The organism is Agrobacterium tumefaciens, assembly GCF_013337285.1.
GTDB lineage: Bacteria > Pseudomonadota > Alphaproteobacteria > Rhizobiales > Rhizobiaceae > Agrobacterium > Agrobacterium burrii.
In genome coordinates this window covers 355,003-367,715 of sequence record NZ_SUPW01000001.1, presented here as the reverse complement: position 1 = coordinate 367,715, position 12,713 = coordinate 355,003, and the positions used below count along the sequence as shown (strand labels likewise).

The following is a 12,713-nucleotide window of genomic DNA, read 5'->3' as shown; positions in this document are numbered from 1 at the left end:
TCGATAGGCGGCAATCTACCGGCGGAATGGTTAATGCTTGGTTTATTTCACCCGTATTTGCGGCTTCGTCCGTAACCTTTTGAGCCGTGTACGCCCCACCGATCAGGCTTTTTCACCGCTTTTTCCGCCGCTTAAATCGGGCGTCAGGTCGGACATGAAATCACCGATCCCCGGCCGCTTCACCGCACGAAACGGCAGCGGGCGGCAAAGGTCCATCGCCGCAATGCCGATTCGCGCCGTCATCAGGCCGTTGATGACGCCTTCGCCGAGGCGGGCGGAAAGCTTCGAGGCAAGACCGTGGCCAAGAACTTGCTGGGCCAGCCCATCGCCGACGGCAATCGAGCCCGTGACGGCAAGATGGGCGACGACGTCGCGCAGCAGCCGGAGCATGCCGAGCGTGCCGGGACGGCCGCCGTAAAGCTCGGCCATGGCCCTGACCAGCCGTGTCACCTCGAACAGCACGTAAGCCAGATCGACGATAGCGCGCGGGCTGACGGCGGTGACCACGGAGACACGCTTGGAGGAATTGAGAATCAGCGCCCGCGCCTGCCGGTCGAGCGGTGCCAGCAATTCACGCTCGGCGAGCTCGATGAGATGTGGGCCGTCAATCACATCATTTTCGGTATCCTTCAGCGCCGCACGGCCCTTGGCTGTTTCGGCCCGGTGGGAGAGGACGGCATTAAGGCGGGTGATAACGGCGCGGGCAGGTTTCGGGCTCTTGTCGAGGCTCGCGGTCTCGGCATCGGCCTTGAGCGACTGCACGGCGTTGAGCCGCATGATCCCGAAGACTTCCCGCCCGACAAGGACGAGAACGGCGAAAAGCGCCACGATAAGGGCGATGCTCGCCGTATAACCTAGCCAGTCGGAGCGGGAGAACAGGTTGCGGATAAGCTGGTCCGCCCAGAGGCCGAAGGCGAGCGAGAACAGGACACCAAGCGCGCCGAGCGCGAGCTTGCCGAGAGAGAAGCGGTTTTTCTTCGGTGAGGCCACCGGCAATGCGGCCGCATCGATCTCTTCAGGCGCCAGAAACGGATCGTCCTCGTCAGGCGTCAATGAAATCTCGGTATCGAAGCTACGCGGCGCGCGTTTCTGCGCCGGCGACGGCCGTGCCGTCTCCTCTGTCTCGAGGGTGAAAGCCGCCGGGCGGCGGGCCTGCGGATCGTTTTGTGTGGGAGCCTTCATGCGAGCTTGTCTCCGAACAGGAACTGCATGGCGCGGTCGAGCCTGATATGGGGAACGGAAAGCCGGATGCCGCCGCTACCCGGCTCGTCAACATTGGGCGGGCGGAAGCGCACGACATTGACATCCGGTAGCGTCGCCTTGTCGCCATCCTCGTCTATGCTGCGAAATAACGGTTCCGGGTCTTCGGGCAAGTCGCCGGGAAAGATCGCCGTTTTGCGGTTGCCGTCGAAGGTCTCGCCATTGATGGTTTCACCGGCCATCGGCGTGCCGACGATGACGGGCAGTTCGTGGCCATCCTGACGCACGCTTGCCTCTCTGGTGGCGCGCACGGAAGCGAGAGCCATGACCTCTATGCCGGCACCGTTCATGCCGATGGTGGTGATGGCGCGGTCCACCAGACGACGGGTCAGCCGCTCCAGCCGGTCATGGCTTTCGTGATGCAGATGGTCGGCCTTGGTGGCGGCAATCAGCACCTTGTCGATGCGACGGCCGATGAGCGAGGACAACAGACTGTTGGTGCCGGGGCGGAAACAGGCAAGAACATCGCCCAGCGCCCGTTCCAGATCCTGAACGGCTTCCGGTCCGCGATTAACGGCCTGCAGCGTGTCGATCAGCACGATCTGACGGTCGAGGCGGGCGAAATGCTCGCGGAAGAAGGGTTTGACCACAATCGACTTATAGGCGTCGTAACGCCGCTCCATCATCGCCCGTAGCGAGCCCTTTGGTGCCTTTTCGTTGGTCAGCCCCGGCAGGGGCGCAAAGGTCAGCGCCGGAGAACCCTCCAGATCGCCCGGCATCAGGAAACGGCCGGGCGGCAGGGTGGAGAGCGATCTCTCGTCGGATTTGCAGGCTTTCAGATAGGCTGCGAAGCTTTCGGCAAGGCGGCGCGCCGTCATCTCATCGGCAGGCGCATTGATATCTAGCGAAGAGGCGATCGCCAGCCACTCCTGCGCCAGTTCGGCGCGGATGCCGCTTCCGGCAAGTGCGACGGTCGCATCGCTGAACTGCTTGTAGTCCTGTGAGAGCAGCGGCAGGTCGAGCAGCCATTCTCCGGGATAGTCGACAATATCGATGGATAGCTTGCCGGCCGAGAACCACCGGCCCCAGCCGCTGGCGCTCTGGTAATCCAGCGTGATCCTGAGTTCCGAGATTGCCCGCGTCGAATCCGGCCACAGCCTGTCGCGCACCAGCGCCTGAATATGGTCTTCGTACTGGAAGCGGGGAATAGCGTCGTCCGGCTGCGGCTCAAGGCGCACATTCGAGACGCGGCCTGACCGCATGGCCTCGAATAGGGGCAGGCGGCCGCCATTCAGGAGATTATGGACGAGGGAGGAAATGAAAACCGTCTTTCCCGCCCGCGAAAGGCCTGTAACGCCAAGCCGTAATGTCGGATGGGTGAGGTTGCTCGCACGGTCGGCCAGATTATCGAGCGCGATAAGCGCACTGTCTGTCAGGGACGTCAGAGAAGGCGGCAATGGCAGTTTCCCGGCTGTGGTTCATGATCACGGCTGCAATATAGGAAGTCGAGGCTGCCCAAAAAAGAAGCGCCCCGATGGATTTTTACGACAGCCGCCATCGGCGATGGCTCCGTCACGCGTTGGGGCGGCTACTTGCCCGGTGAGAGAAAATCGACCAGCCGCCAGCGATCCTCGCCATTTGCGCCACTGCCGTCGTAATCGAGCACGGTGAGCCCTGCGGTCGGGAAACCGGAGGGCAGGGCGGCATGCAGCATATCCTCGCCGATCATCGCCTCCAGTGTCGCCTCCATGGTGGGGTTATGGCCCACCAGCATCACCGAACCAGCATCCGTCTGCGCTGCGATGAGGGAGAGATAGGTTTCGCTGCGCGCATTATACATCTCATCGACATAGGCTATTTCGATGCCTTCGTTGAAGGCGCGCTGCCAGGCCTGCGTGGTCTGCCGACAGCGTGCGGCGGTGGAGGATAAGAGCAGGTCGGGGCGGTAGCGCCGGTCGGCGGCAAGGTCGGCAATGATCTCCGCCTCGGCAAAACCTGCCTCGTTCAATCCCCGGTCGAAATCGCGTTCCCCCGGCGCCGCCCAGGCGGCTTTGGCGTGGCGTAAAAGATAAACTCGCTTCGGATGAGAAACTGTCAAGGGCAGGAACCGGCGTTCGAAACTCTGGGTACAGCCGGATGCTACAGGATAGGATCGAGGGACCGCAAGTCCTCTTTCCTGTTGGCAAGTCGCATTGAAGTGATCGAAGAACAGATCGCCTCGACGCCAATAGAGGATAAAAATTAGTCATTTAGATGATTTTTGTGTCAGTTTTAAAAATGCCTGAAAACTGATCTGTAGACTTGAACCGGCCTATATCATTGGAGTATACACCGCCGCATTGAGATGTTCTTCGAGGAGAATCGCGTTGAGTGAGAAGATCGATCTTAGCAAATATGTACTCTCGGAAGACGACGAGTTCATGAATGCCAGCCAGCGGGCCTACTTCCGCGCGAAGCTGGTCGCCTGGAAAAATGACATCCTGAGAGAAGCGCGCGAGACCCTCGGACATCTCGCCGAAGAAAGCGCCAATCACCCCGATCTCGCTGATCGGGCTTCATCCGAAACAGACCGGGCGATCGAACTTCGCGCCCGCGACCGTCAGCGCAAGCTGATTTCCAAAATCGATGCGGCTCTTCAGCGGATCGAAGACGGCACCTACGGTTTCTGTGAGGAAACGGGTGAACCTATCGGCCTCAAGCGTCTGGACGCCCGCCCGATAGCGACGCTCTCCATCGAGGCGCAGGAACGTCACGAGCGTCGCGAAAAAGTTTATCGCGACGAATAACAAGGCTGCTGTGCCGGACGCCGCAGCGAACCGGCCATATTAAGCACCTGCACAAGCACAAGCAAAAGGGCACGGAATTGTTCCGTGCCCTTTTGGCATTGAAGCTTTATGCACGCCGCCTCAGCGGTCGCGGGTAACGGAAAGCTCGCCAAAAATACGCGCCATTTCCTTTTGCACGTCACCATCTGGCGACGCTCCGGTAACTGGTGGCGAAACGGGCTCGTTTTTCTGCTGCTTTTCGGCGGCGGCAATTGCCGGTTCGTTATCCGCATCCCGGCTCTTGGCTATCTCCGCTTCGAGAAAGCTCTCGAAATCGCTGGCCAGCTCATCGGAAAATTTCGGTTCAGCGTCGTTGGACGCAAAAGCCGGACTTTCGGGTTTCGGCGGGAAGGGGGCGGGCGGCGCGTTCTGCTCAGGCTTCATGCCGGGAAGAACCCGCTCGCGCGCCGCATCGAGAAAATCTGCGGCGCTGGATTGGTCGAATACCGGCTCGCGCGCGGCAAAAACCGGTGGGGCGATGACCGTCGGCCGTTCTTCCTCCACCTTTGCCTGCGTCGCCTGTGCTGGCGCCGGTGGTGCGACCGGTATCGGTGTCTGTACCGGAGCGGGTACGAAGGGTTCCGCACGACGCGGCTCGCTTCGTTCGCTGGCCATGTCGAGCGACGCGGCGGCTACTGGCAAAATGGCAGCTGCCGGGGCTGCGGCAGCCATTGTTGGCGGTGGCGGGACGGGACGCACGATCTCCCTCTCTGGTGCGGCCTGTCTGACCGGTGGAGCGGGCTCGCGGACTGCCACGGGCGGCGGCGATACGGGTTGCGGCGGTGTCGATGGACGTGGCGGCAATGGTGCGGTTGTTGCGGCCGGTTGTGGCGGGCGAGGAGCAGGCGGGGCCGGCTCCGGCCGTTGCGGCTGTCTCACCGGTTCCTGCGACACGGGAGGGGCTGCCGCTGCGACGGGCGGCTGTTGCGGCAGGGCGGCGCGGCGTTCCTGGGGAATAGACGGCTCGGCTCTCTTCGGTTCGCTCTCCTGACGCGGCAGGGCCTTCAGTTCCGGCTCCTGCACGTCCCTGACGATAGGAATTGCGCCGATACCGCTTTCGATGACGATATCGGTCGGGCCGCCGATCATCACCAAATGCTCGACATTGTCGCGGCGAACCAGCACCAGACGGCGGCGCGCATCAACGGCCGTCGCGTCGAGAACCTGCAGGCGCGGCTGCCGGTTGCGCCCGCCACGGATAAACGGCGACGAACCGCTGCGCCGGCGCAGGATCCACAAAGCGATCGCCAGAATAAGCAGCGCCGCACCCACACCGACGACGGCAACGATGAGATTATTTCCATAGGTGCCGATAAAATCTTCCATCATGGAGATCATCCCTTCAGATTTTCTGGCCTTTAATTTCTTGGGCAATTAATATTGCCGTGGTTCTTATAGTGTGAACATCAAACAGGAAAAGACGATTTTTTTGGGCGCGATACAAGGTTTATCCGCCACCGTCCCCCTGGAACACAAAACCGCCTGGTGTGGCTTTCGGTTCCCTTGCCGACTGAAAGGCCTGTGTATTGCGCCTTTCTAAGCGTTTTCCCTGTGCGTTTTTAAGCCTTTGTGGCCCGGCGGAGCTTTTTGATGCGCAAGCGAGTTGCTACAAGAAATTTTAACGCCCGATTCCGTCGAGAACCGTGGCTGACCGAATGACGACCTGCACGACTGCGAGGCCAAGATGACACGGGTGCGCGAGACAAGCGACAACGACCTTCCGCTGGTGGACAGGCGTGCCCGTTCCGGCACGGTTTTGCGCATCCTGCTTCTGGCGCTGGTGCTGATCGCCGCTGCCGCCGCCTTCGTTTATTTCAAGAACTCTTTGGAAAACGAAATCGTGCTCGGCATTCTGGGCGTGCTGGCGATGATGGGCATATTTTTTCTGGTCTCGTCGATCATCGGTTTCATCGAGGTCATGCCGCAGTCGCAATCGGACGGGCTTGCCCGCCGGTTCCTGTCGGCCCATCCCGAAGGCACGCTGATCACCGATGCCAAGGGGCATATGGTCTATGCCAACGCCACCTATTGCCGCATGAGCGGCACCACCAGGGCGAGCGATATCCAGAGCCTCGAAACGCTGCTGTCGCGCAGCCGGGAATCGACCGAAGCGCTTTACCGGCTCATCAACGTGCTGCGGGAAGGCCGCGACGGTTACGAGGAGTTCCGGCTGCAGAAACCGCTGGGCGAGGATGGGAGCGCCGGGCCGCACTGGTACAGGCTGAAAGGCCGGGTGCTGAAGGATGCGGGCGGCGAGGGGCTGCACGTCTTCCAGATCGCCGATATCACGCCGGAGCGCGAGGATCAGGAACGGTTTTTCCGCGAATTGCAGAACGCCATCGATTATCTCGACCACGCGCCGGCCGGTTTCTTCTCCGCCGGCCGCAAGGGCGAGATCGTTTATCTGAACGCCACCCTGTCCGAATGGCTGGGCATCGATCTGGCGCAATTTTCACCCGGCTCGATGACGGTGTCCGATATCGTCGCCGGCGAAGGCATGGCGCTGATCGAATCCGTCCATCCGCAGGGCAGTGCCAAGCGCACCGAAATCCTCGATCTCGACATGCGCCGGGTGAACGGCCAGAGCATGCCGGCCCGCCTCGTGCATCAGGTCACCTTGAAGGATGGAGCACCCGGTGAAAGCCGGACGATCGTTCTGATGCGCCCCAAGGGGCAGGAGGATACCGAATCATCCTCCGCCATGCGTTTCACGCGCTTCTTCAACAATACGCCGATGGCGATTGCCTCGCTCGATGGCGAAGGCCGCATTCTGCGCATCAATGCGCCGTTCCTGAAGCTGTTCTCCGGTGTCGTCGGGCGTGACGATATCGACCGTGGCGTGGCGCTTGAAACCGTCTTGCACGACAATGAGAAGCCGCGGCTCGAACAGGCGCTGGCCGAGGCGAAGGACCGGCAGGGCGATATCGCACCGTTCGATTCGCGCCACCCGAGCGACGAGACCAGACATTTCCGTTTCTACGTCAACGCTGTCATCGATCAGGACGACGAGGCGCCCGAAGAAGTGGCGATCGTTTATGCCATCGAGGTGACCGAGCAGAAGGCGCTGGAAACCCAGATGGCGCAGACGCAGAAGATGAATGCCGTCGGCACGCTGGCGGGCGGTATCGCCCACGATTTCAACAATGTGCTGACTGCCATCCTGCTGTCATCCGACCATCTGCTGCTACAGGCGCGGCCCGCCGATCCGAGTTTCGCCGACCTGATGGAGATCAAGCGCAACGCCAACCGCGCAGCGGTTCTGGTGCGCCAGCTGCTGGCGTTTTCGCGCAAGCAGACGATGCGTCCGGCGATCCTCAATCTGACGGATGTGATCGGCGATCTGCGCATGCTGGTCGACCGGTTGATTTCCGGTACCAATGTCAAGCTTGAGGTGGATTACGGACGCGACCTCTGGCCGGTGAAGACTGACCTGTCACAATTCGAGCAGGTGCTCATCAATCTCTGCGTCAATGCCCGCGATGCCATGCCTGAAGGTGGCAAGATCACCATCCGCACCCGCAATGTGGATGCGCAGGAGGCGGCAGCACTCGGCCGGCCGGAAGTTCCGGCGGAAGACATGGTCATGGTGGAAGTTGCCGACAATGGCACCGGCATTCCGCCTGAAATCATGGACAAGATTTTCGAGCCCTTCTTCACGACCAAGGAAGTCGGCAAGGGCACCGGTCTCGGCCTGTCGATGGTCTATGGCATCGTCAAGCAGTCCGGCGGTTACATCTATCCCGAATCGGAAATGGGCAAGGGAACAGCCTTCCGCATCTACCTGCCGCGCCATGTGGTGGAGGCCGTTGCGGGCCAGCAGCCTGGAGAAGCAGCGCTCGCTCCTGTGGCGGCACCTGAGCCGGTAAAGGAAGAACCGCTCGACCTCACCGGCAACTCCGCTGTCGTACTGCTGGTGGAGGACGAGGAGGCGGTGCGGCGCGGCGGCAAGCGCATGCTGGAAACCCGCGGTTACACCGTGCATGAGGCGGGTTCCGGCACCGAGGCGCTGGAGGTAATGGAAGAGCTGGAAGGCAAGGTCGATATCGTCGTGTCCGATGTGGTGATGCCTGAAATGGACGGCCCGACGCTGCTTAAGGAACTGCGCAAGTCTTATCCCGATCTGAAATTCATCTTCGTTTCCGGTTATGCCGAGGACGCATTCGCAAAAAACCTGCCGGCGGACGCCAAGTTCGGCTTCCTGCCGAAACCTTTTTCGCTGAAGCAACTGGCCATTGCCGTTCGCGAAATGCTCGACGCCAAGGAATGACGACGGATTTTCGCCGTCGCCTGCCATGCGCGGGAACCGCTGCCGCCTGGCCAAAAAATGCTTCGGGGACGGCGGGTGTCACGCAGTTTGCCGAAGCGCTGCCGCAAGTCCCCAATTTTTCCCGAGGTTTGCCTCCTTGCAAACGCAATAGTGATTGCGCCGTTGCGCAAGGGGCTTAAAATCGCGTCACGACGACCTAGATATGAAGAGGCGAAGTTCTCCCTGCTGGCGATGAGCTGTCGGTTCGAGAATAGTGTGGAGAATGATGAAAGATGATCGCTAGGCCGATCTACATGCAGGGCGAGGGCGACGGGGAAGACGGCGGCAACAACCGCGGTACCTCCGTTATCACCCGCGTCAAGGCAAAGACGAAAAGACCGAATTTGTACCGTGTTCTTTTACTGAATGACGACTACACTCCCATGGAGTTCGTTATTCATATTCTGGAGCGTTTTTTCCAGAAGGATCGCGAAGCGGCAACCCGTATCATGCTGCACGTGCACCAGCACGGTGTGGGCGAATGCGGGGTGTTTACATATGAGGTCGCAGAGACGAAAGTAAGCCAGGTCATGGATTTCGCCCGACAGCACCAGCATCCGCTGCAATGCGTCATGGAAAAGAAATGAGGATCGCAACGTGCCAACTTTTTCCCCAAGTCTCGAGAAGGCGCTGCACCAGGCACTGACCTTTGCAAATGAGCGTCACCACGAATATGCGACGCTTGAACATCTCCTTCTGGCGCTGATCGACGACGCGGATGCCGCCGCCGTGATGGGCGCCTGCAACGTCGATCTCGATGCGCTGCGCAAGACCGTCAGCGACTACGTCGACAACGAACTGACCAACCTCGTGACCGGTTATGACGAGGATTCCAAGCCCACCTCCGGCTTCCAGCGCGTCATTCAGCGGGCTGTCATCCATGTGCAATCGTCCGGCCGCGAGGAAGTGACCGGCGCAAACGTGCTCGTCGCCATTTTCGCCGAGCGCGAAAGCCATGCCGCCTATTTCCTGCAGGAGCAGGAAATGACCCGTTACGACGCGGTCAATTACATCTCCCACGGTATCGGCAAGCGTCCGGGCACGTCGCAGACCCGCGCACCACGCGGCGCCGACGAACCCGAAGCCGATCCGAAGGCAAGCCGCAGCAATCCCGAGGAAGAAGGTCCGTCCGCTAAAAAGCAGCAGGACGCGCTGAAAGCCTATTGCGTCAACCTCAACGACAAGGCGAGAAACGGCAAGATCGACCCGTTGATCGGCCGTCACGAGGAGGTCAACCGCACCATCCAGATTCTCTGCCGCCGCTCCAAGAACAACCCGCTTTATGTGGGTGATCCCGGCGTTGGCAAGACGGCAATCGCCGAAGGTCTGGCCAAGCGCATCGTTGAAGGCAAGGTGCCGGAAGCGCTGGCCAACGACACGATCTTCTCGCTCGACATGGGCACGCTGCTCGCCGGCACCCGTTATCGCGGCGATTTCGAAGAGCGGCTGAAGCAGGTCGTTAAGGAACTCGAAGAGTTTCCGGGTGCGGTGCTGTTCATCGACGAAATCCACACCGTCATCGGTGCTGGCGCCACGTCAGGCGGCGCGATGGATGCATCGAACCTGTTGAAGCCGGCGTTGTCTTCGGGCGCGATCCGCTGCATCGGCTCGACCACCTACAAGGAATATCGGCAGTTCTTCGAAAAGGACCGTGCGCTGGTGCGTCGTTTCCAGAAGATCGACGTCAACGAGCCGTCCATCGATGACACCATCGCCATCATGAAGGGTCTGAAGCCCTATTTCGAGGAATATCACCACCTGAGATATTCCAACGAGGCGATCAAGGCTGCCGTCGAATTGTCGGCCCGCTATATTTCCGACCGCAAGCTGCCGGACAAGGCGATCGACGTGATCGACGAGACCGGTGCCGCCCAGATGTTGCTGCCGGCATCCAAGCGCCGCAAGCTGATCACCGAAAAGGAAATCGAGGTCACCATCGCGACGATGGCCCGCATTCCGCCGAAGACGGTGTCCAAGGATGACGAGATGGTTCTCGCCAATCTTGAAAAGGAACTGCGCTCGGTCGTTTATGGTCAGGATATCGCCATCGAGGCGCTGGCAACAGCCATCAAGCTGGCGCGTGCCGGCCTGCGCGAACCCAACAAGCCGATCGGCTCCTATGTCTTCTCCGGCCCGACCGGTGTCGGCAAGACGGAGGTGGCCAAGCAGCTTGCCGCCTCGCTCGGTGTCGAGATGCTGCGCTTCGACATGTCGGAATATATGGAGCGCCATACCGTGTCGCGCCTGCTCGGCGCACCTCCCGGTTATGTCGGCTTCGATCAGGGCGGTCTGTTGACCGATGGCGTCGACCAGCATCCGCACTCGGTGGTGCTGCTGGACGAAATCGAAAAGGCGCATCCGGATATCTACAACATTCTGTTGCAGGTGATGGACCATGGCTCGCTGACCGACCATAACGGCAAGAAGATCGACTTCCGCAACGTTATCCTCATCATGACGACCAATGCGGGCGCGTCCGAAATGGCCAAGTCGGCCATCGGTTTCGGTTCTTCGCGTCGCACGGGTGAGGATGAAGAGGCGATCAACCGCCTGTTCACGCCGGAATTCCGCAACCGTCTGGATGCGATCATTCCGTTCTCGCCGCTGCCGACCGCCGTTATTCACAAGGTCGTGCAGAAGTTCGTCATGCAGCTGGAAACCCAGCTGTCCGAACGCAACGTCACCTTCGATCTGCACGAAGATGCGATCTCCTGGTTGGCGGAAAAGGGTTACGACGAAAAGATGGGCGCTCGCCCGCTGTCGCGCGTGATCCAGGAACACATCAAGAAGCCGCTCGCCAACGAGATTCTCTTCGGCAAGCTCAAGAAGGGCGGCGTCGTCAGCGTCACCGTCGGCAAGAAGGACGACGGTTCCGACGGCCTTAAACTTGAGGTTCTGCCGGAGACCGCGCCTGTGAAGCCGAAGCCGGAGGCGGAGCTGAAGGCCGCCAAGTCGCCGGGCAAGGCGTCGAAGGCCAAGGCGAAACCCGCCTCGAAAGCGGCAGAGGAGGCGGATGTTCTAGTCGCCGAGGCGGACAAGCCAGACGAAGAGAACAAGCCGCGCCGCAAGGCCAATACGGTGCCGAAAGTGCCGAAGAAGAAATGATGCGGTTGCTCAACCGATAAACCGATGCCGGGCGAAAGCCCGGCATTTTCATGTGTAAAGCGCAACGCATTTCCCGAATTCACGCAACGCGTTTTTTGTTTTATGCACGTCGTTATCCTGAAACCGCTGCTCAGTTTCGGGCGACATGTATTATTGGATTCTGAATGCAAACGGCCGATAGCGACACCATCTCCCTGCGTGGCTGGTTTTTCAGGGGAATGCGGGGCATCTTCTCACTGCCCTCGCTCATTCTCATGACATCCTTCGTCGGTTTCAGCGCCTTCGCGCTGGAATCCGGGGTGCCGCGCGGCGAAGCAGTGTTCATGACGCTGATGATCTGGGCTCTGCCGGCCAAGATGATCCTCATCGGTTCGATGGTCGGTGGCGCCAATCTCGCCGCCTGTTTTCTGGCGGTCACGCTGTCCTCGGTCCGGATGATGCCGATGGTCGCATCCATCGTTCCGGAGATGCGCGGCGCAAAGACGCCGACATGGATATTGCTGTTTCTCTCGCATTTCGTCGCCATCACCGCCTGGGTCTTCGCGACGCAAAATCTGTCGAAGGTGCCGCGTGAGGCGCGCGCCGCCTGGTTCGCCGGTTTCGGCATGACGCTGACCGTCATCAACGCCATCATCGTCGGCCTGTGTTACGGCGTCGTCGCCGCCTTTCCGCCGTTGGTCGCCGGTGTGCTGTTTTTCCTCACACCCGTCTATTTCGTGGCATCGATCTGGGCCACCGCCCGCCATTCCGTCGTCAAGGTCGCTTTTGTCATCGGCGTGATCGCCGGGCCTGCCTTCGCGGTGATCGCCCCCGAATTCGACATCCTCTATGCCGGCATCGGTGGAGGTACGCTCGCCTATCTGATCGACCGCTTCGTCTTCCGCCGAAAGATCAAACCCGTCTCACCCGAGAGCGAACCATGATGACCGAAAATTGGTGGGCGCCCTATCTGTTCATCGCCATCGCCGGTTGGCTGGCGACCGATCTGTGGCGCTGGCTCGGCGTTCTCGCCGGTAACCGCCTCAAGGAAGATTCCGAGGCGCTTTATTGGGTGAGGGCGGTCGCTACGTCGCTGGTCATGGCCGTCACCGCCAAGCTGATCGTCTTTCCAACCGGAACGCTGGAGGCCACGCCCCTGTGGCTGCGCATTGGCGCGGCGGCACTCGGTTTCGTGGCATTTCTATTGTCCGGCCAGCGCATCATCGTTGGTGTGGCTGTTCCGATTTTTCTTCTGGCGGGTGGGCTGTTCGCGCTAGGTTTTTGATTTCATTTATTCG

Annotated in this window: 10 protein-coding genes; 6 read left to right on the top strand and 4 right to left on the bottom strand. The window is 60.4% G+C overall.

What is annotated here, in order from left to right; translation table 11 throughout:
* Window positions 1-102: 102 nt before the first annotated feature.
* The 3 genes from FCH38_RS01750 to FCH38_RS01740 form a co-directional block, all read right to left on the bottom strand.
* Window positions 103-1,182 (bottom strand): TIGR01620 family protein, encoded by a 1,080-nt coding sequence (locus tag FCH38_RS01750; protein ID WP_174372666.1) that lies wholly within the window; start codon window positions 1,180-1,182, stop codon window positions 103-105.
* On the bottom strand, window positions 1,179-2,657 hold the full coding sequence (locus FCH38_RS01745; RefSeq protein WP_174372665.1) for a YcjX family protein: 1,479 nt from the start codon (window positions 2,655-2,657) through the stop codon (window positions 1,179-1,181). The genes FCH38_RS01750 and FCH38_RS01745 overlap by 4 nt, the downstream gene beginning before the upstream one ends.
* 131 nt (window positions 2,658-2,788) lie before the next feature.
* Window positions 2,789-3,304 carry a SixA phosphatase family protein gene (locus tag FCH38_RS01740; protein WP_423753165.1) on the bottom strand — a complete coding sequence of 172 codons (516 nt, stop codon included), beginning with the start codon at window positions 3,302-3,304 and terminating at the stop codon, window positions 2,789-2,791.
* Between the two features lie 262 nt (window positions 3,305-3,566).
* Between FCH38_RS01740 and dksA the strand changes: the two genes are divergently transcribed.
* A complete protein-coding gene (gene dksA / locus FCH38_RS01735; RefSeq protein WP_046800250.1) occupies window positions 3,567-3,986 on the top strand; it encodes an RNA polymerase-binding protein DksA in 420 nt (139 codons plus the stop codon).
* A gap of 120 nt (window positions 3,987-4,106) precedes the next feature.
* Here dksA and FCH38_RS01730 read toward each other — a convergent pair whose 3' ends face one another.
* Window positions 4,107-5,363, bottom strand: a complete 1,257-nt coding sequence (locus FCH38_RS01730; RefSeq protein WP_174372663.1) for a flagellar biosynthetic protein FliO — start codon at window positions 5,361-5,363, stop codon at window positions 4,107-4,109.
* Window positions 5,364-5,709: 346 nt separating this feature from the next.
* Between FCH38_RS01730 and cckA the strand changes: the two genes are divergently transcribed.
* The 5 genes from cckA (at window position 5,710) to FCH38_RS01705 (ending at window position 12,700) form a co-directional block, all read left to right on the top strand.
* A complete protein-coding gene (gene cckA, locus FCH38_RS01725; RefSeq protein ID WP_174372662.1) occupies window positions 5,710-8,292 on the top strand; it encodes a cell cycle histidine kinase CckA in 2,583 nt (860 codons plus the stop codon).
* Window positions 8,293-8,564: 272 nt separating this feature from the next.
* Window positions 8,565-8,918, top strand: coding sequence for an ATP-dependent Clp protease adapter ClpS (gene clpS, locus FCH38_RS01720; protein ID WP_149897688.1), 354 nt, complete (start codon window positions 8,565-8,567; stop codon window positions 8,916-8,918).
* Between the two features lie 10 nt (window positions 8,919-8,928).
* Window positions 8,929-11,436, top strand: a complete 2,508-nt coding sequence (clpA, locus tag FCH38_RS01715; protein WP_149897687.1) for an ATP-dependent Clp protease ATP-binding subunit ClpA — start codon at window positions 8,929-8,931, stop codon at window positions 11,434-11,436.
* 164 nt (window positions 11,437-11,600) lie between these two features.
* A complete protein-coding gene (locus tag FCH38_RS01710) occupies window positions 11,601-12,359 on the top strand; it encodes an AzlC family ABC transporter permease (RefSeq protein ID WP_174372661.1) in 759 nt (252 codons plus the stop codon).
* The gene (locus tag FCH38_RS01705) at window positions 12,356-12,700 is read left to right on the top strand and encodes an AzlD domain-containing protein (RefSeq protein ID WP_174372660.1); all 345 of its coding nucleotides are present in this window, start codon (window positions 12,356-12,358) and stop codon (window positions 12,698-12,700) included. The genes FCH38_RS01710 and FCH38_RS01705 overlap by 4 nt, the downstream gene beginning before the upstream one ends.
* The last annotated feature ends 13 nt before the right edge of the window (window positions 12,701-12,713 follow it).

Excerpts from the sequence above, each read along its gene's own strand:
- FCH38_RS01750 (WP_174372666.1), bottom strand. The coding sequence starts at position 1,182 with ATGAAGGCTCCCACACAAAACGATCCGCAGGCCCGCCGCCCGGCGGCT.
- FCH38_RS01730 (WP_174372663.1), bottom strand. The coding sequence starts at position 5,363 with ATGATCTCCATGATGGAAGATTTTATCGGCACCTATGGAAATAATCTC.
- cckA (WP_174372662.1), top strand. The coding sequence starts at position 5,710 with ATGACACGGGTGCGCGAGACAAGCGACAACGACCTTCCGCTGGTGGAC.
- clpS (WP_149897688.1), top strand. The coding sequence starts at position 8,565 with ATGATCGCTAGGCCGATCTACATGCAGGGCGAGGGCGACGGGGAAGAC.
- FCH38_RS01710 (WP_174372661.1), top strand. The coding sequence starts at position 11,601 with ATGCAAACGGCCGATAGCGACACCATCTCCCTGCGTGGCTGGTTTTTC.
- FCH38_RS01705 (WP_174372660.1), top strand. The coding sequence starts at position 12,356 with ATGATGACCGAAAATTGGTGGGCGCCCTATCTGTTCATCGCCATCGCC.